Source organism: uncultured Henriciella sp., from assembly GCF_964005855.1.
Classification (GTDB): Bacteria; Pseudomonadota; Alphaproteobacteria; order Caulobacterales; family Hyphomonadaceae; genus Henriciella.
Window position 1 is genome coordinate 1 of record NZ_CAXFSW010000003.1, and the last position, 25,776, is coordinate 25,776.

Genomic DNA, 25,776 nt, shown 5'->3' on the forward strand with positions numbered 1-25,776 from the left:
TTCGCAAGTGCTTGTTTTTATACCGATTTATCAGTTCTTTCATCATCGAGTGGGAGTAGGGTGCCCGATCCCTGATTGGGGGACCGGGGCTTTGAGGCGCTAGAGATCTTCAGGCCGGTGCGGTCAGCGATGCCGAGCTGTTCGGAAGTTGATCATGGCGCCGGCTTTCGCCAGCGCGCCCTTTTTGTCTTTATTCGGTCAGGGCGTTCAGGATTTCTGAAAAGTGCCCGTTGGTGTCGAATTTCGCGTCGCCTGTGGTCCAGCCGAGACGGACAATGACCGTGTCCTGCGAGGGGAAGATGCCGACGATCTGACCATTATGGCCCATGGCGAAATAGGCGTCTTCTGGCAGGCCTTGCAGGAATCGGCCGTCTCCGTCTTCGGCCATGCCGTTCAGCCAGAAGCCGGCCCCGTAAATGCCCAGCTCATTGGCAGGTGCCGGCGTGTGGACGAAGTCGACCCATTCGGGACTGAGGATCTGCTCTTCACCAGCTTTCCCCCCATTCAGGAAAAGGAGGCCGAAGCGGGCCCAGTCGCGCGGCGTGGCATAGATATAGGAGCTGCCGACAGGTGTACCGGCATTGTCCTGTTCGAAGGTGACATTCTTCATGCCGGCCGGGCCGAACAGGCGTTCGCGCAGATAGGCCTGCGTGGCTTCGCTGCCGCCGAGCGCGGAGGTCAGGGCCCGCGCGACAATATTGGTGGAGCCGGAGGAATAGGACCAGTGAGTGCCGGGCGTCTCGATGAGGGGCTTGCTGGCGGCATAGGCGGCCATGTCAGGCTCAAGGAAGAGCATGCCGACGCTGTCATTGCCGGCAGTGTATTCCTCGACGAATTCGAGACCGCTGCTCATCTGGAGGAGGTCCTGCAGGGTGATGGCGGAGCGGCCTTCATCCCCCTCCCATTCCGGCGCGCCGAGCGGTTCGTCCAGCGCCATGAGGCCATCGCCGACGACAAGACCGGCAAGCGCTGCCGTCACGCTCTTGCTCATGGACCAGCCAAGCAGGGGCATCGACGGGTCGAAGCCGTCAGCATAGCGTTCGCCGACGATCTTCCCGTCCTGAATGACGACGAGCGCGCGGGTGCGCAGATCACCGGACGGATCTTCCATGGCAGCGTCGAAGGCAGCAGAGAGGGCCTTGCCGGGCTCAACAGGCGGGGTTGTTTCCGACACGGGCTGCGCAAGCGCGGTGCCCTCATCTGCCGGGACATCAACAGTGCAGCCAATTCCTGTCCGGTAGGTCGCCGTGCGTGCGGTCGAACCGAACCGGGCGGTGACGGCATGATTGTCCGCATCGACCTCATAGGCGACCAGTCCGGCGGGCGGCCAGAGCGGAACGATATCATTGGCGATGACATCTTCCTTGTCGCGCCCCGAGATGAAGAGGCTGGAACACAGCACCTTCGCGCCGACGCCTGTTGCGATGGCGGCCTGTTTGGCAAGTTCCCCGCCATTGCCTTTTGCGGGCGTTTCCGCGTCCTGGGCGCTGACCTGGCTGGCCGCCATGATCAGGCCTGCGGCCAGAAGGAAGGGGCGCCAGGAAGCCCCGGTGAGCCGCCTCGGGGCTTGGCCTCGGCTGCTGGCCTGTACTCGCACTCTGGATGCCTTGAGCATGACGCTGTCCTTCCTGTCTGCATTGTGGTCTGAAATGCTTGGCGCGGCGAGTCCGATCAGAACCTGACCCGCGCCTCGGCGCCCCAGCTCATCGGTTCGCCCCGGTATTCGATCAGGGCGCCAAGGAATTCACGGCCATAATTGACCAAATAATCCTTGTCGGTGAGGTTGCGGGCATAGAGCGCAAGCTCCCAGCCGCTGGCGCCTTGGACACCGATGCGGGCATCGAGAAGACCGTAGCCCGGCACCTTGCCCCAGTCGATTTCCTGACCGGCCACGGTGCGCGTCTCGGTGTTGTTTTCCTCGACATAGTAGCTGGAGCGATAGCTGTACTGGGCTGACGCGAAACCGGTGAGATCTGACGTCAGCGGGCGGTCATAGTTGAAGCCCAGCGTGCCCTGGAATTTCGAGGCGCGCGGCAGACGGTTTCCGGCGACATTCACACCGCCTGTTCCGCCCCCCGGGAAATCTGTGAAGGTCGTGTCCAGAAGGCCGATGCCGCCCTGCAGGCGAAGATTATCGGTGGCGTGGAATGTGCCTTCCGCCTCAATCCCCTCACTGCGCACGGCGCCGGCATTGCTGATCGCGATGACGGTCTGGCCATTGCCGAGGTCGCGGTACTGGTTGACCTGATAGTCGCTATAGTCGGCGGTGAAGGCCGTGACGTTCAGTGTGGCGCGATTGTTGAAGAAGGCGCCTTTCAGGCCGATCTCGAAATTGTCGACCGTCTCCTTTTTGAACTCCACGCCGTCCGGGAAGATGGACGCGGAGATAAAGTCGAGATTGTAGCCGCCGCTCTTGTAGCCGGTCGAATAACGTCCGTAGATGTTGACTTCAGGCGTGATGGCATAGGTGAGCGTCGCGGTTGGCGAGAGATCGCGGTCCACCCGGTCGGTGTCCACAGTGCCTGTTGCGATATTGAAGGCCGGAGCGGCGCTGCCATCAATGGACCAGTCGACAGTCTTCTTTTCCCAGGACCAGCGCAGGCCGACGCTCGCCTCGAGCCTGTCTGTCAGATCATAGGAGGCATTGCCGTAAAGGGCTGCGTTCTCTGTCTTCAGGTCGCCGCCACTGAGCACGCCCGTGCCCGGAGCGATGCCAAGCGCGAGGCTCTGGGCGCCGCCAATGGCATCGCGCTGCGTTTCGCTGTCCTGGGCGTAGAGATAGACGCCCGCCAGATAGGTCAGGCGGCCATCGCCGGGCGAAATCAGCTGCAGCTCCTCGGAGGTCTGGCGGTAGCTGTCTTCGTAATTCACATAGAGCAGGTCCACTGCGGCGCGGTCGGCGTCGAAGTTCGTGGTGAAGTCGGTTTCGCGATAGGCGGTAATCGATTTCAGGACATGGTTCGAGGGAAGCTCATATTCGGCTTCGGCGGAAACGCCCCAGATGGTGCGGTCATCATCCTTGATGCGGCCGGGCGTATAGCTGACCGAGTTGCGGGCAGGCGCGGCGGTATCGATGGCCGAGCCGAAGGAATTGGTCAGCGGGTCGCCATTGTTCGGCCGGTCATTGGCAAACTGGGCATCTGCCGACAGGTAGAGGGTGAAGGGGCCGCCTGAGTCGATATTGAGCTGGCCGCGCACGCTTTCGGAATCGCGGGTGGGGAATTCCGCACCATCGGTTACGTTGCGGATAAAGCCGTCCCGCTTCGAGCTGGAGGCAGAGAGGCTGGCGGCGACGGAATCGGTAAGCGGGCCGGAGACGCGGAAGGCGTATTGTTCCTGGCCGCGATTGCCGATGCGGGCAAAGGCTTCGCCTTCCAGCGTCTGTCCGGGGCGCTTGGTGATCAGGTTGATCGCGCCGGCATCATTGTTCTTGCCGAAAAGTGTGCCTTGCGGCCCGCGCAGGACCTCGACGCGTTGGAGGCCGAGAAGGTCCTGATCGAGGGCGGGCGACTGGCCGAGATAGACGCCGTCGATATAGAGCCCGGCGCGGCTGTCAAAGCCGATATTCCGGCTGCTGGAGCCGACACCGCGAATGGTCAGCGTCGCGCCCAGCGCAGACGTCGAGGCGATATCGACATTGGGCACATAATTGGCCATGTCCTGGACCCGTTGAGAGGAGGTCGCCTCGATCTGCTCGTCGTCAACGGTGGCAATGGAGCTTGGCACATCGCGAAGGTTTTCCTCGCGCCGCTGCGCCACAACGACGACAGCGTCATAGACTTTCCTGGTATCCTCGGCGGCCTCTTCGGAGGTGACCTGGGCGGTGGCGTCTACTGGGGCTGCGGCCTGCGCCGGCTCCTGTGCATGCGCGGTAAATGGCAGGGTGAGGGCACAGCTGCCCAGCAAGACCTGGCGAAGGGAAAAGAACGACATCCGGTGCACCTCCTATGGATTCGGCGGGTCGCATGCCCGCAGCCTCAGGCGATAGGTGACACAGGATTAATTACGAAACAATAGTGTTTCGTAATTAATCCGTATCAAGCAGAATGTCGTTGAGCACGCTGTCCAGAACAGCCGATATGAAGTCGGGGTCGGACGGCAGCTGAAGCAGAAGCGAGCGGTGCCAGATAGGCCCGAACAGCTGGTAAGCGACATATTCCGGGTGGATGTCCCGCCTGACCCGTCCTTCGGCTTGCGCCTGTTCGAGAAGGGCAATGAGCGGCGCGTTGCGTTCGCGGTCGAGCTCCTGAATGAGATGGCGTAACTCGTCATCCGTGCCGGCGGCAGAGAAGGCGTGTCTGAAGAGGCCCCCGACCCGCTTGTCAGCGAGCAGTTCAGACCGGTTCAGCATGCCGCGCCGGATATCTGCCCGAAGATCGCTGCCATCGATGATGGGCGGGCTGGACTCCTGCAGGATATGCGCAACCGTTGAGGTGAAAACCGGATTTATCGAGGTCCAGCGCCGGTAGAAGGTGGCGCGCGAGACCTTGGCTACCTTGCAGACATGTTCGATGGTCAGGGCGCTGATATCGTCGGTCTCCAGAATGGTAAGCGCCGCTTTGGTCAGACGGTCGAGAATCCTGTCGCTGGGCGGGCGGCCCCGCCGGGACGGCGTTTCCTGAGCGGTATCGGACGGGGCCGGCTTGGGCTGGCTTGCCGCGGACGGCGTCGGATCATCGGACATGCTGGTATCCTGAGTGAAACACAAGGTGACGACCCTGCCTGTAATGGGCCTGTCTAGGCAACACCTATCGCAGCGCGCAAGGCGCTAAACCTCTGCGATTGCCGGAGAAGATTATGGCGGCGCAGGAAGAAGTGTGCCTTCCGTAATTGTACGGCTTGTATCAGGGCCATGGCGTGGCAGGCTGCGGTCCATGAGACGCAAGCGGATAATGTCATGACCAGTGCAATTCTGGACGACCTTGTCGAGACCGGCGGATATGAGCCGTGCGAGACGGAGACGTTCGAGACGCATCTCAGCCATGTCCTGCTGGCGGGGGACCGGGCGATCAAGCTGAAGAAGCCGGTGAAACTGGCCTTTGTCGATTTCTCGACGCTTGAGAAGCGCCGTTCTGCCTGCCTTGCCGAGCTTGAGGCCAACCGAAAGATGGGGAGCTCGCTCTATCTCGATGTTCTGCCTGTCACACAGGCTGCGGGCGGCAAGCATGTTCTGGATGGCGGGGGTGAGACGGTCGACTGGGTTGTGGTCATGAAGCGCTTCGACTCGGCTAAGCGGTTCGATTCCCTGGCTGAGGCGGGGGCGTTGGATCCTGCGCTTGCATGGCGGACGGCGGACCGGATCGTCGACATGCATGCCGGGCTCGAGCCAGTGACGACAGCGGGGCACGCGGCGGACTACCGGAAGGTCATCCGGGACCTGCGCCAGACCGAGGCGGATGGCGCCGCGAGAGATGGGCTGAGTATCGGCGAGCCGTCGCCCTTTGACCTGTTGGACACAGAGCTTGCGCATGTGGACCCGCTGATCGAACAGCGCCGCCGGGCCGGGAAGGTGCGGCGCACGCATGGCGACCTGCATCTTCGCAATCTCTGTCTCTATGAGGGAGAAGTTACGCCCTTCGACTGCCTGGAATTCGATGAACGTCTGGCGACGACAGATGTCCTGTATGATCTTGCTTTCCTGCTCATGGACCTCTTGCAGGCGGGGCTGCCTGAGGCGGCAAACCGGGTGATGAACCGCTATTGGGATGGGGCGCAGGAGGATGAGGCCGCTCTGGCACTTTTGCCTTTTTTCATGGCGCTCCGGGCCAGTGTGCGAATGGCCGTTGCGGTTGAAGGCGGGGCGCTGGCGGAGGCCGACCGCTATCGCCGGCTTGCGCTGACGCTGCTAAAACGGCGCAAACCGGTCTTCGTTGCGATTGGCGGGCTTTCGGGGACGGGAAAATCCACCGTCGCGGCGGCACTTGCACCGGATCTGCCGGGTGCGGCGGGGGCGCGGCTCCTGCGTAGTGATGTGCTTCGCAAACGCGGGCAGGGGACGCCGGAAGCGGGCTGCGCAGACAGGAGGGCTTATGCCCCAGAGCAGCGCGCGAAAGTCTCCCGCCAGCTTGCCGGCCATGCCGAGGAGGCACTGACGGCTGGCTGCAGCGTGCTTGCCGATGCGACCTTTCAGGAGGCCGCGGCGCGTGAGGCGTTGGAGTCGGTCAGCGCTGCGCCGCTGCAGGCTTTCTGGCTCGAAACCTCGCTGGCAACGCGTCTAGAGCGGGTCTCAAACCGGCGGGGAGACGCCTCGGACGCCGACGAGGCTGTAGCCCGCCGGCAGGAAGAGCCTGGACAGCTGGAACCCGAATGGTGCCGGATCGATGCCGGCCGCCCGGTCGACAGGATCGCCGCCGACATTGCGCGCAGGCTTGGCGGAACAGCCGATACGTAACAGAGTTGCCCCGACAGCAGACAAGGAGAGCCGCATGTCGTCTTCGCCGCGAATTGATCCACCCAATGCCTTCAAGAGCCTGATTGACAAGGCAACCGGCAATGCCGTGCGCACCGCGGTCGTGCATCCGGTTGAGCGTCTGTCGCTCAGCGGGGCGATGGAGGCGCGCGAGGCTGGTTTGATCGAGCCGGTCCTGGTGGGGCCGCAGGACAAGATCCAGGCGGCGGCAGATGAAGCAGGGTTAGACATTTCCGGTGTGGAAGTCCTGTCGGTACCCCACAGCCACGATGCGGCGGCCAAGGCGGCCAAGCTTGCCGGTGAGGGCGAGGTGGGGGCGCTGATGAAGGGCGCGATCCATACAAATGAGCTGATGCAGGCGGTGATCGACAGGTCTGCCGGGCTTCGCACCGAACGGCGGATGAGTCATGCTTTCGTCATGGAGACCCCGGCCTATCCAAAGCCGCTGCTCATGACAGACGGGGCGATCAACATCGCGCCGGACCTCAAGACCAAGCGCGACATCATCCAGAATGTTATCGACCTGGCGCATGCAATCGGTATTGCCGAGCCGCTGGTTGCGATCCTGTCTGCGACCGAGGAGGTCGATCCGAATATTCCTTCGACTGTGGATGCCGCCGCCCTCTGCAAGATGGGCGACCGGCGCCAGATTACAGGCGGGGTGCTGGATGGCCCGATGGCGTTCGATCTGGCCGTGTCGGCAGAGTCGGTGGCGACCAAGCGGTTTGTGTCTCCCGTCGGCGGGCAGGCGGATGTTCTGATGGTGCCGACGCTGGAGGCGGGCAACATGATCGCCAAACAGCTCGACTATCTTGCCGGCGCAGCAGCGGCAGGGCTGGTACTGGGGGCAAGGGTGCCGGTCATCCTGACCAGCCGGTCCGATAGCGCGGCCGAACGGGTGGGGTCCTGCGCGCTCGCTTGCCTTTATGGGAAATGGATGGAGCAGAACCGGTGAGCGGAGAAGCCGTCCTCACCGTCAATACTGGCTCATCCAGCATCAAGCTTGCCGCCTATCAGGTAGAAGCGGGAAAGCTGGGCGAGCAGCTTCTGAAGGCCCATCTTTCCGGTTTGCCAAACAGCCCGCGTTTTTCAGCGGGTATTGCCGGACAGAACATAGACGATGTGCCCGATAGTGTCGCCGCGGCCGGGCCCAGCAAAAGCGATATGGTTGCGGCTTTGGCCCAGTGGGCGCGGAAGCAATTGGGGAAAACGTCCCTCCTGGGTGTGGGTCACCGGGTGGTGCATGGCGGGCAGGATTTTACCGGCCCAGTGCGTACCAGCGATCATGTGATTGCTCAGCTGCGCAAGCTGAGTCCGCTGGCGCCGTCGCATCAGCCAGACAATCTGGCTGGCATTGAAGGGATTTCGTCGCTCTGGCCGGACATACCACAGAGCCTGTCTTTCGATACCGCCTTTCACCGGACACAGCCGCGCCTCGCGCAGCTCTATGCCATCCCGAGAGAGCTGTCTGAATCGGGGGTGCTGCGGTTCGGGTTTCACGGCCTTTCCTATGCGCATATCGCCGATGAGCTCGAGACAGCCCTTTCTCCGCCGGAGCGGCGCCGGGTAATTGTGGCGCATCTGGGTAGCGGCGCCAGTCTGTGTGCGATGCAGGATGGGCGAAGTGTAGCGACGAGTATGGGGCTGACCGCGCTTGACGGCGTGCCGATGGCCACGCGCTCAGGCAGTGTGGATCCCGGGCTCTTACTCCACCTTCTGCAGGACAAGGGCATGCGCACCGAGGATGTGGCGAACATGCTCTATAAGCGCTCTGGCCTGCTTGGGCTTTCGGGACTGAGCGCAGATGTGCGCGAATTGCTGGCAAGCGATGCGCCCGAGGCGCGCGAAGCCCTGGAGGTCTATGCCTACCGCGTCAGACGGGAGATCGCCTCGCTCGCGGGGGCTTTGAAGGGGCTGGAGACACTGGTCTTTACCGGTGGGGTGGGCGAGAATTCCTGGCAGGTGCGAGAGATGATCTGCGCTGAGCTTGGCTGGCTGGGCGTGCAACTGGATGACACCGCCAACCGGCAGGGAAAGAGATCTGTGCACGACACCGGCGCAAAGGTGCGCACGCTTGTAATTCCCGCCGATGAGGAGAGCGTGATTGCGCGCGAAACCTTATCTGTCCTCCGCTAGGTATCAGTCGATGCCATCATAAGGCGGTTTGTCCGGATTGTTGCGCGGTCCGGCTTTCAACCTGTCCCAGCTCTCGCGCTCGACTTCCTGATCGACATCCTCGTCCCGGTCGGCCGGGGGAGGGGGGAAGTCGCCGGTGCGCCGCACAGCTTTTTGCTTTTCGATCTGTTCGTGCGTCGATGCCGTGGTTCTCGGCTCGCCCTTTTCATCAAGCGTGCCGCTACGGGCGTCTTCGTCCTGGCGGTTCTTCATGGGGGTCCTCCAATTGGCTCTCAGCTATGTCGCCATAGGCCTTGTCCTAAATAACAGGCTGCCGGGTGTCTGCGTTCCGCCTGGAAGCGTAACGCCTGCATGAACTTTGCGAAATGTATTGAGAATGACTTGCAAGAGCGAACATGGTGTGATCGTGTGCGAATGAGAATGGATCGCAAATTGGTCCCGTAACGATTGCAAGCTGGAGGCAGAGGATGCGCCTGGATATCGCCGAGTTGCAAACCATCGGATGGTTGAGGTCACAGCTGGAAGCGCTGCGGGCCTGGCGGGATGAAATCGCCGGGGACGCTCATGCAGATAGAAGGGAAGCGGCCAGCGTCGAGCGTCACTATCGCTGGCTGCGGACCGAAATCGAGAATCTTGAAGCCTTGCCAGACCGGGTAGCCTGACCTCCGCTGCCTGGTCACTCCACTGGCTGCGGTCCCGGTTTGTCTTTGTTTCCTCCCTCAAACCTTATCGGGGCCGCAGCCGCTTTTTTACGGAGCTTCCATGTCTTCACAGCTTATGGATGATGTTTATCTGCCGGATCTCGGCATCGGTGCGGGGATCGCGATCTGGGGCTTTCGCGCATGCGCGCGAGGTGGCGCGGGATGCTGCGCCATTGTTAATGGGTTTGGGCGCGCGTTCGGGCCTGCCAATGGACCGCGCGTTCTGAACGACATGCTGGAATTTGCCCGCCATGTCGGTCATTCCGGCCGGCGGACCGTTAGCCTTGCCATGCCGGGATGCGCCCGTCTGGCGAGCGATGAGTTGTCGATTATCGCCGCACTTGCAGCCGCCCAGCTTTGTGACCGTGCACTTCTCGAGCTGCATCTCACCTGGCTGATGGCCAAGGCGCCAGATGAGGAGCTTGCAGAGCTTTTACTCTCGATCTCCTCGGACTTTCTTATGGCCGAGCTGGTGATCGACATGCCCGATCTCGCGATCTCTCAGCCAAGGACGGCGCGCTCGCCGCTGGTTGCGGTGCAGGGCGGCCGGGCCTGACATCAAAGCCGTGCGCGTTCACTTCGGTTAACTTTGCGCGCGAATAGTGCCCTTTGCAGCGTCTATGTCTTCCGCGATCAGGAACTTCCGCGCTCGCGGGGACTTGGCTTGTGTCGACCTCAAGGAGACACAAGCATGGCGAGCAAGGACGATCTTCCGATCGACGAGAATGGTGCGCCGCACCAGACCACCGAAGAAGGCTACGAGGCCCTGACGACGCAGCAGGGTGTAACGGTCTCCGATGACCAGAACCATCTGAAAGCGGGCGAGCGCGGCCCGATGCTGATGGATGATTTTCATTTCCGCGAGAAAATCTTCCATTTCGACCATGAGCGCATTCCCGAGCGCGTCGTGCATGCGCGCGGCTTTGCGGCACATGGCTATTTCGAGTGCTTTGACGACCTTTCGGACATCACCCGCGCGGCCGTGTTCAAGAAAGGCGAAAAGACGCCTGTTTTTACGCGCTTTTCGACAGTGGCGGGTAATAAGGGGTCACCGGATGTGGCCCGCGACGTGCGCGGCTTTGCGACCAAATTCTATACAAGCGAGGGCAATTGGGACCTTGTCGGCAACAATATCCCGGTCTTCTTCATCCAGGATGCGATCAAGTTTCCCGACCTTATCCATGCTGCCAAACCAGCGCCGGACCGCGGCTTCCCGCAGGCGCAGACGGCGCATGACAATTTCTGGGACTTCATCTCGCTGAGCCCTGAAGCGATGAACATGGTAATGTGGATCATGTCCGACCGGACGATCCCGCGTTCCTTGCGTTTCATGGAAGGCTTTGGTGTGCACACCTTCCGCCTCATCAACGCCGAGGGCAAATCGACTTTCGTGAAGTTCCACTGGAAGCCGAAACATGGCCTTCAGTCGGTCGTCTGGAACGAGGCGCTGAAGATCAATGGCGCGGACCCGGATTTCCACCGCCGCGACATGTGGGATGCGATCCAGACCGGCGATTATCCCGAATGGGAGCTTGGCATGCAGCTTTTCGATGAAGAGTTCGCAGAGAAGTTCGACTTCGATGTGCTGGACGCCACCAAGATTATCCCCGAAGAAGAGGTGCCGGTTCGCATTGTCGGACGGATGGTGCTCGACCGTGTCGTGGACAATTTCTTTGCCGAGACAGAACAGGTCGCCTTCTGCACGAACAATGTCGTGCCGGGTATCGGGTTCACCAATGACCCGCTGCTGCAAGGGCGCAATTTCTCCTATCTCGACACGCAGACCAAGCGTCTTGGCGGGCCGAACTTTACCCATATCCCGATCAACGCGCCGAAATGCCCGATGCGGAACTTCCAGCAGGACGGCCATATGGCGATGCGCAATCCCACGGGCCGGGCCAATTACGAGCCCAATAGCTGGGGCACAGAGGATGGCGGTCCGCGTGAAGACCCGGTGAATGGCTATCGCCACTATCCTGAAGAGGTGAGCGGGCAGAAAGTGGCGACGCGCTCTGAGACCTTTGCCGACCATTACAGCCAGGCGCGGCAATTCTATATGAGTCAGACAGAAACTGAGCAGACGCATATCGCAAATGCGCTCACCTTCGAGCTGTCCAAGTGTCAGGAGATGCGCGTGCGCAAGCGTATGCTCTCTCATCTGCGCAATATCGATGAGGATCTTGCGAGCGGCGTCGCCGACGGGTTGGGCCTGGAGCTGCCGGAGCCTGCCAAAGCGGCGCGTGAGCCGATCACGGACCTTAAGGTGTCGGACGCGCTCAGCATCATCAAGAACGGCCCGAAGGACTTCAAGGGCCGCAAGCTTGGTATTCTGGTGGGCGATGGCAGCGATGCTGATCTCCTAAAGTCGCTGCAGGAGGCCATGACGGAGGCAGGCGCGCTCACCGTGCTTGTCGCCCCGAAGGTCGGCGGTGTCACGCTAAGCGATGGCAGCCATGTCGCGGCGGGCGAGAAGGTCGATGGTGGCCCGTCGGTGCTTTATGATGCTGTGGCGCTGGTCCTGTCGGAAGAGGGCGCCAAAACACTGGCGGACATGCCGCCCGCGCGTGATTTCGTTACCGACGCGCTGGCCCATGGCAAGTTCATCGGCCTGACGGGCGGGGCAGACCCGCTGCTCAAGCAAGCTGGCGTCACGGACAAGGTCGATGATGGCTGCTTCCGGCTGGATGATGGCGGGCTGGATGACTTCCTGAACGCCCTGCCAGGCCTGCGCAAATGGGACCGCGACGCGTAAAAAGGCGGTATTCCGACCCTGTTGAATCAATTCCCGGCCTCTCTTGTGGGAGGCCGGGTTTTTTATATGAGCAGAACGCGCGGAAGGGCGAGCCAGCAGATCCATCCGGATAATGCGATCCATGGGCCGAAGGCGATGGGGGTGGCGGTCGTGACCGGACGGCGCATGAGACCAGCATAGACAAGAACTGCGATGAGGCCGCTGGCGGCAGCGATCAGGAAAAGGAAAGGTAGGCCCTGCCAGCCAAGCCAGATGCCCAGCGCGCCGGCCAGCTTTGCATCGCCGCGGCCGAGGGCGTCCACGCCTCTGACATGCCGGTAGAAAAGCTCAATGGCTAGAAGGACAAGATAGCCGGCGGCTGCACCGATGAGATGGTCCAGCCACACATCTTGCGCGTGCTGCCAGACCATGACGAGACCGAGCACTGCAAGCAGGGCGTTCAGCGGATCGGGCAGGATAAAGCTGCGCCAATCGATGACGGCGAGGGCATAGAGAACCGCGCCCATGGCGAGTGTCAGCAGAAAGAGGCCGGTCGGCGCAAGCAGCCAGGCGCTCATCGCGATGGCCGCGCCGGCAAGACTATGAAGGAGGATTGAGAGCGCGCGCATGGATGCTCCGGCGCTTAGCGGGTTTTGGGCGTCTTTGCGAGCCGGCGCAGAAAGGGGCCGCGACGTCATGATGGCGGGGAGGGCGGCGGCTCTCTAGATTGGCGCAAACAGGATTTGTGCGTGAGGAGGCAAGGCGATGAGTGTTCCGGAAAAAATGAGAGCCCTGCAGGTCGTCGAACTGGGTGAAAACTATAAGGGCGTCGGACTGCATGAGATTGCCGTGCCGAAACCGGACAAGGGCGAAATCCTTCTGAAGATACGCGCAGGGAGCCTTGGTTTTCCCGACCTTTTGATGACTCAGGGCGGGTATCAGCACAAACCGGATCTGCCGTTCATCCCGGGCGGCGATGTTTCCGGGGAGATTGCAGCGCTGGGCGATGGCGTCAGCGGGTTTGCGGTTGGCGACCGGGTCGTGACGAGCCGGCTCGGCGGGGCGTTCGCAGAGTACAACACCTACAGCGCGGCGACGGTGAGGAAGATACCTCAGCACCTTGATTTTGCGTCGGCGGCTTCGGTCGGGTCAGCCTATCTGACGGCTTATGTGTCTCTGGTGCGGCGCGCCAATATTCAGCCGGGGGAGTGGCTTCTTGTGCATGGGGCGGCAGGCGGCGTCGGGCTCGCCGCGGTCGATCTTGGCAAACACCTTGGCGCGAAAGTGATTGCGGCGGCATCTCACGATGAGAAGCTGAAAGTGATCGAGGACAAATACGCGCCGGACGCAATCATCAACTATACGGGCGGTTTTCGCGAGAAGGTCAAAGAGATTACCAATGGCGGGGCCGATGTCATCTTTGATCCGGTTGGCGGCGATGTGTTCGATGAAAGTGTTCGCTGTATCGCCTTTGACGGGCGCCTTCTTGTGGTCGGTTTTGCGTCGGGCCGGATACCGGAGGTCAAGGTGAACATGCCTCTGATCAAGGGTTTTTCGGTCGTCGGCGTCCGCGCCGGCGAATATGGCCGCCAGTTTCCGGAAAAGGGGCGCGAGAATATGGAAGCGGTCTGGAAACTGATTGAGGACAAAGCCGTCACGCCGCATGCGCATGGCGTCTACAGTCTGGATGACTGGCGCAAGGCGTTTGCGGAAATGGAAGAGCGCCGGGTGGTCGGCCGGGTGATTATCGATCCGTCGCTGTGACGTCGTGGCTGTAGATCCAGTCGAGCCGTGAGCGGACCATGCTGGGCAGAAGCCGCCCCGCAATCCACATCGGACCGTAGGTCGCCGCCTGTCCCGGCAGCGAGCGCTTGTGGAAGGTTTTCATATTGGCGCGAGAAGCGGCCTGAATCCGTGAGGTGCGTGGCTTGCGGGCCCACTCATAGCGGATAAGGCTGCCCGGCACCGGTCCGCCGGAGTCAAGCTCGGCGGCGAGCACGAAAGCGTCTTCAATAGCCTGCGCGGCGCCCTGGGCCTGGAAGGGCAGCATGGGGTGGCAGGCATCTCCAAGCAGTGTGACCGCACCATCGCACCATTTCGTCAGGGGGTTACGGTCAAAAAGCGCCCAGCGGTAATGCGTATCTGCCTTCTCGATGAGGTTTGTGACGACCGGGTCCCATCCGGCAAAATCGGAAAGCGCCTGGTCTTTACTTCCCTCTTCAGTCCAGCTTTCGCCCTGCCAGTCATGGCGCTCCACAATGCCCACAAAATTGGCCAGCGTGCCGGCGCGGAGGCGGTAGGTGACGGCGTGGCGACCCGGGCCTGCCCAGACGCAGGCGGTCGGTGGCGGCGCCTCTGCAAGCCGGTCGAGAGGGACGGTCAGCCGCCAGGCAAGGTTGCCGGTAAATCGCGCAGGAAGATCGCCCAGCATCTGTTTGCGGATGGCGGAATGGAGACCATCGGCCCCCACGAGAAGATCCCCTTCCGCCGGAGCGCGGCTGGCGAAGAGGAGACGGGCGGAGGTGCCGTCTGTCTCATATCCGCTGGCGGCTGCACCCAGGTGGACGGTGACGCCGGAGGTGGACCGCACCGCCTTTTCGAGAATGTCGATGAGGTCGGCGCGGTGGATGTGGATATAGGGCGCGCCCCAGTCCGGCTCTGGCGCCTGGTTCACGGGAATTGAGAAAATACGGCGCCCGGACCGCCCAAGGCGCAGCTCCAGGGCTTCGGGGGCAAATCCGCTGGCGGCGATGGCGTCTGCAAGGCCCAGCACTTCATAGACTTTCATCGCATTTGCGCTGAGCTGCAGGCCGGCGCCGACCTCACTGATAGCGTCAGATGCTTCGAAGACGTCAACCGACCAGCCCCTACGGGCAAGACACAGGGCTGCGGTGAGGCCGCCAATGCCGCCCCCTGCGATCAGGGCATGTCTTCTATCTGCGTTCATGGCTGCCAGTCATGGCGCTGGCCGGGGTTCAGAGCAAGCTCAATCGGATAGCGAATTGTCGCGCCCTGATCGCGCTTGCCGGCGACGTGGATTGAGGCCATTCTGCGGGCAACAAAAAGGGGAGGCGGACATGATCTATCTGCTGGCAGGTCTGGTCATTTTCTTCGGGGCACACATCTATTCCGCGCTGCGCACACGCGCCCCTGAGCGCCGGATCGAGACGCGACTGGGGGAGGGACCGTTCAAGGGGCTTTACAGCCTCGTTGCGATTGCGGGATTCGTTCTAATCGTCTGGGGCTATGGCGCAATGCGCCCGGCGCCGATCATCTGGCAGCCGCCCGTATGGACGGCTCATCTCAATATCCTCTTCCAGTTGATCGCCATGCCGATCCTGGTCGCAGCCTATGTGCCGGCTGGGCATATCAAGAAGACGCTGAAGCATCCGATGCTGGTGGCGGTCAAGATCTGGGCGGTCGGCCATTTGCTGGCGAATGGGGAGCTCAACTCAATTATCCTGTTCGGCAGTTTCCTCGCTTATGCCGTGTTCGACCGGATCATGGTGAAAAAACGCGGCGAGACAGGCCTGCCGGCCGGTGCAAAAGTGTCGGTGATGAACGACGCAATTGCCGTGCTGATCGGCCTTGTCATCTGGGGCGCCATGATCTTTGGCCTTCATGCCATCCTGTTTGGACAGCCTGTCATTGCGGGCATGGGCTGAGGCCTGCGGGCCGCTTCACCGGCGGCGTTGCTGTTTCGCGCTTGGCGTGGACGGATCGGCTCTGTTAGGAGACGGGCGGTAGATCTCAATATGGAGGATACGCGCCCGTGTCCGCACAAAGCCAAGTCAGACGAAAAACCGTCCGCGACATTGTTGCCGCCAAGAATGGTGAGCCGCTGGTCTGTCTGACCGCCTATGACGCGCCGACGGCTGCGATCATGGACCCCTATTGCGATCTTCTCCTGGTCGGCGACAGCGTTGGCATGGTGGTGCATGGGATGACCTCGACCGTCGGTGTCACGATGGAGATGATGATCCTGCACGCGCAGGCCGTCATGCGTGGATCGGACCGGGCTTTCGTGGTCGTCGACATGCCCTTCGGCTCCTATGAGACAAGCGCGGACCAGGCCTTTCTCAATGCGTCGCGAATCATGAAGGAAACCGGCTGTCAGGCGGTGAAGATCGAGAGCGGGACCTATGCCGCCGGCCAGATCAAGCATCTTGTGGAGCGCGGTGTGCCGGTGATGGGTCATATCGGCCTGCGGCCGCAGGCCATCAATGTCGTAGGCGGCTTCAAGGCACAGGGGCGCGACGAGGAAGAGCGAAGCCGCGTCATGGAGGAGGCAAAGGCTGCAGAGGCTGCCGGTGCCTTCGCCATTGTCATCGAGGGGGTCGCGGAGGATCTTGCCGACGAGATCACCAGAGCGCTGTCCATCCCCACAATCGGGATCGGGGCCTCGGCCTCCTGTGACGGGCAGATCCTTGTCACGCAGGACATGCTCGGCATCTTTGAATGGACGCCGAAATTCGTGCGCCGCTATGGCGACCTGCAGTCAGAAATAGCCAAATCCGTAGAGGCTTATGCCCGCGATGTGCGCGCGCGAAGCTTTCCCGCAGAGGCGGAAACCTACAAGCTTTCCAAGCCAGGAACGTCCAAGCTGCCGAAAGGCCAGACGAAACAGTGATCGCGCGTTGCCGGGGGCAGGCGGCGCGGTTAGGGTGCGCGCTGATTTGAAGTCCATTATTCACTGGAGCAGGCCAATTGGCTGATATCTTTGATGAAGTTGAAGAAGGCCTGCGTCAGGATCGGGCCGCCCGTCTCTGGAAGAAGTACGGTGTCTTCGCCTATATTGCCGCAGCACTGCTGATTGGCGGGGTCGCGCTCAACGAATACATGCAAAGCCAGCGCGCGCAGAACCTGGAAGAACAGGGCGCCGCGTTCGAGAGCGCGGACGAGGCGTTGAGCGAGCAGAATTTCGAGCAAGCCGGTGATGAATTCGCCGCGCTCGCCCAGTCCGATAACGAGATTGCGCCGCTGGCGGCCAACTATCTCGCCGCGGCGCGTCTTGCCGGCAATGCCGACCGGGCCGCAGCTGTGGACGCGCTGGAGATGGCGGCCAATGCCGAGACGCCGATCGGCAAGCTCTCGCTCATGAAAGCGGCCTATCTGAAGGCGGGTGAGACCAGTCGTGCCGAAATGGAAACCTATCTTGGTTCCCTGATGGACGAGGAGAGCGAGTTCGGGGCGCTGGCTCTGGAACTGGTCGCCTCGATGGCGGTGCAGGAAGGTGATGTCGAATATGCCCGGCAGGTCTTCAATGAGCTGCGCTTCCTCGCCAATGTGCCGGAAGGCACGGTAGAGCGAGCCACGCAGGCCCTCGCAGCTCTGCCGCCAGCGCCCGAGAGCGCGGAGACCGGTGAGGCGGCCGCGCCCGCCGATCTGGACGTACCGGCATCCGATACGGCAAATGAGACACCCGAAATCCCGGAGACCGGCCCGGCCGGCTCCAGCGACGGAGACCAGCCATAATGAAGACCACTCCTGTCCGCCTTGGCATTACCGCCATGCTTATCATGACGCTTTCGGCCTGTTCCTATCTGCGCGGGCTCAATGATGAAAAGCGCCGCCTGAGCGAGGAAGAAAAGGAAGGGCGCATCGAAATGGTTCTCGGCGACGAGGCCATTGAAGCCGATCCCGACCTTGCCTCGACCACAATCGAGCTGCCTGAGGCCCGTCCGCTTGCGAGCTGGCCGGAAGCCGGCTCGAAGCCATCCAAGTCGGCCGGTCATGTTGCGGCGGCTTCCGCGCTTGAGATTGCCTGGTCCGTCAATGCCGGACAGGGCACGACGCGCGCAAGCGCACTGACGACGCCCCCGGTCGCCAGCGAGACGACGATTTTCGTGGTCGATGCCGACCAGACGGTGCGCGCCTTCAGCCTGCAGAATGGAAGCCGCATCTGGCAGCGTGAGCTGGACTCCGGCAATAGCCGCGACAAGCGCGGCATCGGATCCGGTCTTGCCTATTCGAGTGGCCGCCTGATCGTGGCGAGCGGGTTTGGCTTTGTCAGCGCGCTTGATGCCGAGACGGGCAGTGAAATCTGGCGTCGTGACATGGAAGCGCCGATGACGGGCTCGCCCACCATTGTGGACGGGCGGATTTTCGTCTCGTCGAACAATAATGAGATTTTCGCGCTGGACCTCAATGACGGGCGTGTTCTCTGGTCGGACCAGGCCATTGCGGAATCGGCGCGCGTGCTCGGTTCGCCCAGCCCGGCGGCTGTCGAGGACATCATCATCGCGCCGTATTCTTCCGGTGAGGTCATCGCGTATCTGGCCGCCAATGGACGCCGTCTGTGGACTGAAGCGCTGTCGCGTCCGGGGCAGTTCACGCCGATTTCCTCCATCAACGATATTGCCTCGCGCCCCATTGTCGGCGGGGGGCTGGTGTTTGCAGCCAACCAGTCTGGTGTAATGGCGGCCATTGACGGGCGCACAGGTGACCGCGTCTGGGTCCAGCCCATCGGCTCGACTTCTGCGCCGTCGCTGGTTGGTCAGTATATCTTCGTCTCCGGAACCGACGCGCGCATTGCCGCCATCAATGCCGGCAGCGGCAAGGTCTACTGGGTCCAGCAGCTGCGTGAATTCGAGCGCGAGAAGAAACAGCGTGGCCGGATTTCCTATGCCGGGCCGCTGCTTGCCTCGAACCAGCTCCTGCTGACGTCTTCGCTTGGCACAGTGATTGCGCTGTCGCCGCAGACGGGCGAGCGTATCGGGTCGCTCGAACTCAAGGATCCGGTCTATCTCGAGCCGATTTCGGTCGGGGACAAGGTGTTCGTCCTGACCGACGATGCGCGTCTGGTCGCGATCCGCTAGAATAGGCCGCCAGACGGCCACCCCTGCTTTGCAGGCCGCTTCAGGAAAGGACGGCGCATGCCGTTGAAGATCGCTATTGTCGGACGCCCCAATGTGGGCAAGTCGACGCTGTTCAACCGGCTGGCCGGCAAGCAGCTCGCGCTGGTCGATGACCAGCCGGGCGTGACACGCGACCGCAAGGAAGCGCCAGGCCGCCTTGCGGACCTGCCGCTTGTGCTTATCGACACAGCCGGGTTTGAGGACGTGCATGACGATTCGCTGGAATCGCGGATGCGCCAGCAGACAGAAATCGCCATCCGGGAAGCCGAACTTGCTCTCTTCCTGATCGATGCGCGCGATGGCGTCACCCCTATGGATGAGCGCTTTGCCGACCTGTTGCGCCGCGCTGACCTGCCGATCGTGCTGGCAGCGAACAAGGCCGAAGGCAATCAGGGTGATATCGGTATCGCCGAGGCGTGGGGCCTTGGCCTGGGCGAGCCTGTCGGCCTCTCCGGGGCGCATGGCGAGGGGATGGGCGATCTATACGCGGCCATCCGCACCGCGCTGGGGGAGGAAAAGTTTGAGGCGGCCTTCTCCGAAGTGGACGCCGCCGAAGGCGAGGGCTTCGATGACGAAATCCTCGACCGCATGGCCGAGATTGATGTCGACGATCCCAACCTCTCCGAAGAGGAGCTGACGGCCGCACTGGAAGCTGCCGGGATTGATGACGCCGCAGAGGCCGAAGCCCAGCTGGCCGCGCGCGAGGAAGCAAGGAAGCGGCCGATCCGGTTGGCGATCGTTGGGCGTCCGAATGCTGGCAAATCTACGCTGATCAACCAGTTGCTGGGCGAGCAGCGGGTGCTGACCGGACCTGAGGCCGGGATCACGCGCGATTCCATCGCGGTCGACTGGATATATGAGGGACGCAAAGTGAAACTGGTCGATACGGCCGGGCTTCGCCGCAAGTCGCGCGTTCAGGAAAAGCTGGAGCGTATGTCGACCGGTGAAACGGTGCGCTCGCTCAAATTTGCCGACATCATTGCGCTTGTGATGGATGCCGATGAGGCGTTCGAGAAACAGGATCTGCAGATCGCGGACCTTGCCATTCGCGAGGGTCGGGGCCTGGTCTTCGTGATCTCCAAATGGGATCTCGTCGAGAACCACGCCCAGAAGATGCGTGAGCTGTCGGAAATGGCGAAAGTGCTGCTGCCGAATGCGCGCGGGGCGCCGGTGGTGACGCTGTCAGGCCTTACGGGCAAGCGCGTTGACAGGTTCATGCCAGCGGTGGCCAAGGTCTATGATGACTGGTCGGCGCGCGTAAAGACGGGCGATCTCAATCGCTGGCTGCGCTATACGATCGAGCGTCATCCCCCGCCATCCGTCCACGGCAAGCGGATCAAGCCGCGCTATATGGCGCAGATGAAGGCGCGCCCGCCGACCTTCGTGCTGATGGCGTCACGCGCCGAGCATATGCCCGAGCAGTATAAGCGTTTTCTGGTCAACGGGATCCGTGACGCATTCGAGATGCCGGGTGTGCCGATCCGCCTGTTCGTGCGGCAAAGCTCCAACCCTTATGCCGACAAGTCGCAGGGGCGGCGGAAGAAGTAGGCTCGTTCCGACAGGTATATTGCCTTCCAGAGACGAGCGATGCGACAGATAATTCTTCACTTGCCGGTCCGCGAGGTTTGAAAGGCCAGATGTTGAAGCGACTTATAGCGTTACCGGCTTTGCTGCTGATCGCAATCGGAACAGGGGCCGCCGCGAATGCGGAAGGCGATGAGGGCAGCTGCACCCGAACCAGCGTGGAGAAGGTCGAAGGGCCGGAAGTCTGGGAACCTGGGCCTGATGGGGAACAAGTGCCCTTGTGGCCGGAGGGGCTGGCCATCGAGGCGCCAGAGACCGATGGGAACGCCGAGTGGACGGGAAACGGCTCCCCGCTCGTTGCTGGGCGTCTGTGGCACTGGGCGACCTATGTCTCGCGCCCGAGCATGACGCTCTATTCTCCGAGGGGAGAGAATAGCGGGACGGCCCTCTTGGTCCTTCCCGGCGGAGGGTATGCTGCCGTTGCGATGGATCTTGAGGGAACGGAAATCTGCCACTGGGCCACCGCTCAGGGCATGACATGCATCGTGTTGAAATACAGGGTGCCCCAGGTCTGGCAGCGGGACGAAAATGGGGTGCAACAGGCCCCTGAGGTTCAGCTTCCGCTGAAAGATGCCCAAAGGGCGATGGCCTTGCTTCGCCATGGCGCCGATGCCTACGGGATTGATCCTGAAAAGATCGGTGTGATCGGTTTTTCCGCTGGCGGGCACCTAGCGGCGGAACTGAGCAATGCCGATACCTTAAGCTATGACCGGGTGGATGCGGCAGATGATGAGACGCTGCGACCCGACTTTGCGATCCTCGCCTATCCGGGCCGCCTCTGGGATGAGAATAGCCCGAAGCCGCTCATGAAACTGGCACCCTGGGTCAGGATCAGCAAGGACGCTCCGCCCACCCTGCTGATCCATGCGATGAATGACCCGGTGGATGATGTCCGCCATTCGATCGCTTATGGCCTGGCCCTCAGTGAGGCAGGCGTTCCTGTGGATATGCGCCTGTTTGCCGATGGCTGCCACGCCTTTGGCCTGCGCGAGACGTCTGATCCGGTAACGACCGAATGGCCGGAGCTTGCGATCAGATGGCTACGGTCGGCGGGATTGCTGTGACACGGGACGAGGGTGGCTGCGGCGCTAGCCTCTAAAGCTGATTCGTTCACCCGTGCGCGTCTCGCCTTCCTCAAGGAGCGGAGCGAGCACCTTCACGACCTCTTCCGGTGTCGGGAGCGTCATCGGATCCTCGCTGGGCATGGCTTCGGCGCGCATGCCGGTGCGGGTGGCGCCGGGATCGAAGAGGTTCACGCGGAGCGGCATCTTCTCATTCTCGTCGGCCCAGGCATAGGCGAGCCCTTCAAGCCCCATCTTGGACGCCTGATAAGGCCCCCAGAAAGCGCGGGGGCGGGGCACGACTCCGGAGGAGATGAAGACGGCCCGCGGCGCCTGCGCGCGCTGCAGAAGAGGATGCATGGCGCGGATGAGACGCCAGTTGGCGGTGAGGTTTACCTCAATCGTTTCTTCAAAGCTGCGCGGTCCGACCGCCTGCAGGGGGCCGAGCGAGCCAAGCACGCCGGCATTGCCAAGCAGGCCGTCGATGCGCCCGAATTTTGTGGCGAGGGCCTGGCCAGCCGCTTCGAAGGCCGTCTTTTCCTTGAGGTCCATTGGCAGGAGGGTCGCGCTGCCCCCTTCGGCCCGGATCTCGTCATCGAGCTTTTCCAGCGCGAGCTTGGAGCGGGCTGTGGCGACGATGTGATGGCCGCGGCGGGCAAGTTCCAACGCGGCGGCCTTGCCAATCCCGCGCGAGGCGCCGGTGATGAGGGTGATACGCTTGTCCATAAGAGGCGGGTTAGCCTGTCAGGGCCCGGCTAGTCCAGAAGCGAAAGCTGTCTGTCCTTGCCGCCTTCTTCCTGCATCTGGTCCACGAGGCGCGTTGGATAGCAGCCGGTGAAGCAGTGATCGGAGAATTGCGGCATATCGATGTCGCGCTTGATCCCGATTGCGGCATAAAGGCCGTCGACCGAAAGGAAGCCCAGCGTCTCGACATTCAGGAAGTCCCGCATCTGCTCCAGCGAATTGTTGGAGGCGAGAAGCTCACCCTTGGTCGGCATATCGATGCCATAGAAATCCGGATTTACGATTGGCGGGCTGGCCGAGCGAAGGTGTACTTCCTTGGCGCCGGCATCGCGGACCATCTGGACGATCTTCTTGGAGGTATTGCCGCGCACGATGGAGTCGTCGACCAGCAGGACCTTCTTGCCCTCCAGCACAGAGCGGTTCGGCGAATGCTTCTTGGAGATGGATTTCTGGCGGCCAAGCTGTGTCGGCTCAATGAAGGTGCGCCCGACATAGTGGCTGCGGATGATGCCGAGCTGGAAGGGCACGCCGGACTGTTCGGAAAAGCCGAGAGCGGCGGGAACGCCGGAGTCCGGAACCGGGACGATCACGTCGACATCGGCCGGATTTTCACGCGCGAGCTGATGGCCCATGCGCCGGCGGACCTGGTAGACGCTGCGCCCCTGCACAATGCTGTCGGGGCGCGCAAAATAGACATATTCGAAGAGGCAGGGGCTTTCCGGGCGTTCCGGGAAAGCACGGTAGCTCTGCACGCCTTCATCGGTGATGATGACCGTCTCGCCATTCTCGATCTCGCGAACGAACTCGGCGCCGATAATGTCGAGGGCGCAGGTTTCGGAGGCGAGGACCCAGCCCTTGCCGATCTTGCCGAGAACCAGCGGGCGAAGCCCGATTGGGTCGCGGGCGCCAATAAGTTTCTTGTTGGTGAGGCCGACAAAGGCATAGCCGCCTTCCACTGCCTGAAGCGCTTCCATGAACCGTTCGCGCATCAGCGTGCGTGCCGAGCGGGCGACGAGCTGGAGGACGACTTCGGTGTCCATGGTCGACTGGAAGATGGCGCCTTGATTGATGAGCTCGCGGCGCAGCGCCACGGCATTGGTGAGGTTACCATTATGGGCGAGCGCAAAACCGGTATTGGCGAGGTCCGCGAAGATCGGCTGGATGTTGCGGACGGCCGGCTTGCCCTGGGTGGAGTAGCGGTTGTGGCCGATGGCGGAACTGCCGGGCAGGCGGGTTGTCAGGTCGCCGCCGAAATTCTCTCCCACAAGGCCCATATGGCGCTCATTGTGGAATTTCTCACCGTCATAGGTGGTGATCCCGCAAGCTTCCTGTCCGCGATGCTGAAGGGCGTGGAGACCGAGGGCGGTCAGAAGCGACGCCTCTGGATGATTGAACACGCCAACAATGCCGCATTCCTCGCGAGGCTTGTCGTCATCATGGTCCCAGATCATCGACACCTCACGGCCTTGCTATGGCGCGCAAATATGCCGTGTACCGAGATTCGTCAAGGCTCCCTGACTGTCCCACTGTGACTGAGGGCAGGGGCGCTTTCCGCGATATAGTCGGCGCCGTCCTCAAGCATGGAATAGGTCTGGGCGGTGCGGATCCATTCGGGGATACGGTCCTGGTCGAGGCCCATGCGCAGCAGAAAGACGAAGAAGACCAGCACGACGGCGCCGCGTACAAAGCCAAAGGCGGCACCCGCAAGCCGGTCGAGGAAACCCACACCATCAACGCCCTGGATGGAACGCGAAAGATTGGCGCCGAACCAGGCGACGATGATGTAGACCAGCAGGAAAGCGGACACGAAGAGGATAAGGTCCGGGAGCCAGGCAGGCGTATCCTCTGGCAGAAAAGTGGCGAACCCGTCGCGCAGGAAAAGGCGGGCATAATAGGCGGCGGCCAGCGCGGCAATGAAGGCGCCAAGGGTGGCAAGTTCGCGCATGAAGCCACGTGCGAATGCCATGATCGTGGACAGGATGAGAAGGACGATCACGATCGCATCGAAAGCTGTGAGGGCGTCCATCATGGCTCTGGGTCCGGGCCGACTAAATCTACCAGTTCAGATAGGCGTGAGAGAGGCTTGACGGTCAACCCTTCAATTGTGGAAGAGCTGCCTTCCGGGACAAATGCATTGCGGAAACCAAGCCGCTGCGCCTCCTTGAGGCGCTGGTCCATGCGCGCCACGGGACGGATCGCACCTGAAAGGGCGATCTCTCCGAAAAATACCGATTTTTCCGGCGCCGGCTTATCGGCCAGCGAGGTGAGGAGGGCCGCGGCGGCGGCAAGGTCGCCCGCCGGTTCGGCCATCCGGTAGCCGCCCGCGACAGAAAGGTAGACATCCCGCCCGGCGAGGGAGACACCGCAGCGCGCTTCGAGCACCGCCAGCACCATGGCCAGCCGGTTGGCGTCCCAGCCGACAATGCTGCGTCTCGGCGTGCCATACGAGGAAGCGGAGACAAGCGCCTGGACTTCTGCGAGGACGGGCCGTGAGCCTTCCATGGCAGCAAAGACCGCCGCGCCGCCCGCATTCTCGCTTTCATTGGAGAGGAACAGCGCAGAAGGCTCCCGTGCCGGGGCCAGGCCGTACTGATGCATTTCGAAAATGCCGATTTCGTCGGTCGGGCCGAAGCGGTTTTTGACCGCGCGAAGGATGCGGAACTGGTGGCCGCGCTCGCCTTCGAAATAGAAAACCGTATCGACCATATGTTCGACCACGCGCGGGCCGGCAATCTGGCCTTCCTTGGTGACATGCCCGACGAGGATGAGGGCGGCTCCGGACTTCTTGGCCCAGCGGGTCAGCTCCTGCGCGCAGGCCCGCACCTGCGCCACCGAGCCTGGCGCCGCTTCGAGACTGTCGGACCACATGGTCTGGATGGAGTCGATGACGACGAAGTCCGGCTGGGCGGATTTGAGCGCCGAGAGGACCTTTCGAAGATCGGTCTCGGTGGCGAGTTCGACAGGGCTTTCAGCGACCTTGAGGCGTCTGGCGCGGTCCTGGATCTGGGCAGCCGCCTCTTCGCCGGAGACATAGACGGTGGAGAGGCCGTTACGGGCAAGCCGCGCGGCGACCTGGAGAAGAAGGGTGGACTTGCCGATGCCGGGATCGCCGCCGATCAACGTGGCTGAGGAGGGGACCAGGCCGCCGCCGAAGACGCGGTCCAGCTCGTCGACGCCGATGACATGACGTGCCGGGGCTTCGGTCACCTCATTCAAGGCAGTGAATTCAGCCTTGCCCGCCTTGCGAGAAAGCGATTTGGGCGCAGCGAGACCGCCGGGAGCCGCCGAGGAAGTCTCCTCGACCAGAGTGTTCCACTCTCCGCACGCATCGCACCGGCCCGACCATTTCGGATGAACGGCGCCGCAGGACTGGCAGACGAAGACGGTGTTGGATTTGGCCATGGCCCTCAGACTTAAACTGATGCCGCAGCTGCGGAAAGCGATTCCGTCGCAAAAGTTTCATATCGAATTACGATAATTTAATTATCGAAAAACAATAAATATGTTACAGGAGAGTCACTCAGGGATCAGGGTCACAACAAAAAACAAGAAG

At 62.0% G+C, this 25,776-nt stretch carries 23 protein-coding genes; 13 read left to right on the forward strand and 10 right to left on the reverse strand.

Annotated features, from left to right (window positions below; translation table 11 throughout):
- Nucleotides 1-190: 190 nt before the first annotated feature.
- From ABNU55_RS05970 to ABNU55_RS05980, 3 genes are all read right to left on the reverse strand, one after another.
- Entirely contained in the window at nt 191-1,507 is a 1,317-nt protein-coding gene (locus tag ABNU55_RS05970) for a serine hydrolase (protein WP_290754577.1), read from the reverse strand.
- Between the two features lie 164 nt (nt 1,508-1,671).
- Nucleotides 1,672-3,933 carry a TonB-dependent receptor gene (locus ABNU55_RS05975; protein WP_290758950.1) on the reverse strand — a complete coding sequence of 754 codons (2,262 nt, stop codon included), beginning with the start codon at nt 3,931-3,933 and terminating at the stop codon, nt 1,672-1,674.
- A 94-nt stretch (nt 3,934-4,027) separates the two neighbouring features.
- Complete coding sequence (locus tag ABNU55_RS05980; RefSeq protein WP_290749597.1) at nt 4,028-4,684, reverse strand: TetR/AcrR family transcriptional regulator; 657 nt, start codon at nt 4,682-4,684, stop codon at nt 4,028-4,030.
- Nucleotides 4,685-4,897: 213 nt separating this feature from the next.
- On the opposite strand from ABNU55_RS05980, the gene ABNU55_RS05985 reads away from it, so the two are divergent.
- The 3 genes from ABNU55_RS05985 to ABNU55_RS05995 are packed head-to-tail and all read left to right on the forward strand — an operon-like array spanning nt 4,898 to nt 8,545.
- Nucleotides 4,898-6,391, forward strand: coding sequence for an AAA family ATPase (locus tag ABNU55_RS05985; RefSeq protein ID WP_290749599.1), 1,494 nt, complete (start codon nt 4,898-4,900; stop codon nt 6,389-6,391).
- Nucleotides 6,321-7,364, forward strand: coding sequence for a bifunctional enoyl-CoA hydratase/phosphate acetyltransferase (locus ABNU55_RS05990; protein ID WP_290749602.1), 1,044 nt, complete (start codon nt 6,321-6,323; stop codon nt 7,362-7,364). The genes ABNU55_RS05985 and ABNU55_RS05990 overlap by 71 nt, the downstream gene beginning before the upstream one ends.
- Nucleotides 7,361-8,545 (forward strand): acetate/propionate family kinase, encoded by a 1,185-nt coding sequence (locus ABNU55_RS05995; RefSeq protein WP_348764267.1) that lies wholly within the window; start codon nt 7,361-7,363, stop codon nt 8,543-8,545. The genes ABNU55_RS05990 and ABNU55_RS05995 overlap by 4 nt, the downstream gene beginning before the upstream one ends.
- 3 nt (nt 8,546-8,548) lie before the next feature.
- On the opposite strand, the gene ABNU55_RS06000 is transcribed toward ABNU55_RS05995, so the two are convergent.
- The gene (locus ABNU55_RS06000) at nt 8,549-8,797 is read right to left on the reverse strand and encodes a hypothetical protein (RefSeq protein ID WP_290749624.1); all 249 of its coding nucleotides are present in this window, start codon (nt 8,795-8,797) and stop codon (nt 8,549-8,551) included.
- A 215-nt stretch (nt 8,798-9,012) separates the two neighbouring features.
- Here ABNU55_RS06000 and ABNU55_RS06005 point away from each other — a divergent pair, with 215 nt between their 5' ends.
- The 3 genes from ABNU55_RS06005 (at nt 9,013) to ABNU55_RS06015 (ending at nt 11,998) form a co-directional block, all read left to right on the forward strand.
- Nucleotides 9,013-9,207 carry a hypothetical protein gene (locus tag ABNU55_RS06005; protein ID WP_290749621.1) on the forward strand — a complete coding sequence of 65 codons (195 nt, stop codon included), beginning with the start codon at nt 9,013-9,015 and terminating at the stop codon, nt 9,205-9,207.
- Between the two features lie 100 nt (nt 9,208-9,307).
- Complete coding sequence (locus ABNU55_RS06010; protein ID WP_290749618.1) at nt 9,308-9,802, forward strand: hypothetical protein; 495 nt, start codon at nt 9,308-9,310, stop codon at nt 9,800-9,802.
- Nucleotides 9,803-9,937: 135 nt separating this feature from the next.
- Nucleotides 9,938-11,998, forward strand: coding sequence for a catalase (locus ABNU55_RS06015; RefSeq protein ID WP_348764268.1), 2,061 nt, complete (start codon nt 9,938-9,940; stop codon nt 11,996-11,998).
- A gap of 62 nt (nt 11,999-12,060) precedes the next feature.
- On the opposite strand, the gene ABNU55_RS06020 is transcribed toward ABNU55_RS06015, so the two are convergent.
- Nucleotides 12,061-12,606 carry an A24 family peptidase gene (locus ABNU55_RS06020; protein ID WP_290749612.1) on the reverse strand — a complete coding sequence of 182 codons (546 nt, stop codon included), beginning with the start codon at nt 12,604-12,606 and terminating at the stop codon, nt 12,061-12,063.
- A 136-nt stretch (nt 12,607-12,742) separates the two neighbouring features.
- On the opposite strand from ABNU55_RS06020, the gene ABNU55_RS06025 reads away from it, so the two are divergent.
- Nucleotides 12,743-13,741, forward strand: coding sequence for an NADPH:quinone oxidoreductase family protein (locus ABNU55_RS06025; RefSeq protein WP_348764269.1), 999 nt, complete (start codon nt 12,743-12,745; stop codon nt 13,739-13,741).
- Here ABNU55_RS06025 and ABNU55_RS06030 read toward each other — a convergent pair.
- Nucleotides 13,722-14,924 carry an FAD-dependent monooxygenase gene (locus tag ABNU55_RS06030; RefSeq protein ID WP_290755209.1) on the reverse strand — a complete coding sequence of 401 codons (1,203 nt, stop codon included), beginning with the start codon at nt 14,922-14,924 and terminating at the stop codon, nt 13,722-13,724. The two genes, ABNU55_RS06025 and ABNU55_RS06030, sit on opposite strands and share 20 nt — an antisense overlap.
- 130 nt (nt 14,925-15,054) lie before the next feature.
- Between ABNU55_RS06030 and ABNU55_RS06035 the strand changes: the two genes are divergently transcribed.
- From ABNU55_RS06035 to ABNU55_RS06060, 6 genes are all read left to right on the forward strand, one after another.
- A complete protein-coding gene (locus ABNU55_RS06035) occupies nt 15,055-15,642 on the forward strand; it encodes an NnrU family protein (RefSeq protein ID WP_290755206.1) in 588 nt (195 codons plus the stop codon).
- A gap of 107 nt (nt 15,643-15,749) precedes the next feature.
- Entirely contained in the window at nt 15,750-16,607 is an 858-nt protein-coding gene (gene panB, locus ABNU55_RS06040) for a 3-methyl-2-oxobutanoate hydroxymethyltransferase (protein ID WP_290755203.1), read from the forward strand.
- Between the two features lie 77 nt (nt 16,608-16,684).
- Nucleotides 16,685-17,452, forward strand: coding sequence for a hypothetical protein (locus tag ABNU55_RS06045; RefSeq protein ID WP_348764270.1), 768 nt, complete (start codon nt 16,685-16,687; stop codon nt 17,450-17,452).
- Nucleotides 17,452-18,795, forward strand: a complete 1,344-nt coding sequence (locus tag ABNU55_RS06050; RefSeq protein ID WP_290754606.1) for a PQQ-like beta-propeller repeat protein — start codon at nt 17,452-17,454, stop codon at nt 18,793-18,795. Before ABNU55_RS06045 ends, ABNU55_RS06050 begins: the two co-directional genes overlap by 1 nt.
- 57 nt (nt 18,796-18,852) lie before the next feature.
- Nucleotides 18,853-20,382: a ribosome biogenesis GTPase Der gene (der, locus tag ABNU55_RS06055; protein ID WP_290754608.1), complete on the forward strand. Its 1,530-nt coding sequence runs from the start codon at nt 18,853-18,855 to the stop codon at nt 20,380-20,382.
- Nucleotides 20,383-20,471: 89 nt separating this feature from the next.
- A complete protein-coding gene (locus tag ABNU55_RS06060) occupies nt 20,472-21,482 on the forward strand; it encodes an alpha/beta hydrolase (RefSeq protein WP_290754610.1) in 1,011 nt (336 codons plus the stop codon).
- Between the two features lie 24 nt (nt 21,483-21,506).
- Here ABNU55_RS06060 and ABNU55_RS06065 read toward each other — a convergent pair whose 3' ends face one another.
- Genes ABNU55_RS06065 through radA form a run of 4 tightly spaced genes read right to left on the reverse strand, consistent with a single transcriptional unit; the run spans nt 21,507 to nt 25,625 of the window.
- The gene (locus tag ABNU55_RS06065; RefSeq protein WP_290754611.1) at nt 21,507-22,205 is read right to left on the reverse strand and encodes an SDR family NAD(P)-dependent oxidoreductase; all 699 of its coding nucleotides are present in this window, start codon (nt 22,203-22,205) and stop codon (nt 21,507-21,509) included.
- Nucleotides 22,206-22,234: 29 nt separating this feature from the next.
- Complete coding sequence (gene purF, locus ABNU55_RS06070) at nt 22,235-23,674, reverse strand: amidophosphoribosyltransferase (protein ID WP_290754612.1); 1,440 nt, start codon at nt 23,672-23,674, stop codon at nt 22,235-22,237.
- Between the two features lie 53 nt (nt 23,675-23,727).
- The gene (locus ABNU55_RS06075; protein WP_290754614.1) at nt 23,728-24,252 is read right to left on the reverse strand and encodes a CvpA family protein; all 525 of its coding nucleotides are present in this window, start codon (nt 24,250-24,252) and stop codon (nt 23,728-23,730) included.
- A complete protein-coding gene (radA, locus tag ABNU55_RS06080; RefSeq protein WP_290754615.1) occupies nt 24,249-25,625 on the reverse strand; it encodes a DNA repair protein RadA in 1,377 nt (458 codons plus the stop codon). Before radA ends, ABNU55_RS06075 begins: the two co-directional genes overlap by 4 nt.
- Nucleotides 25,626-25,776: the final 151 nt, after the last annotated feature.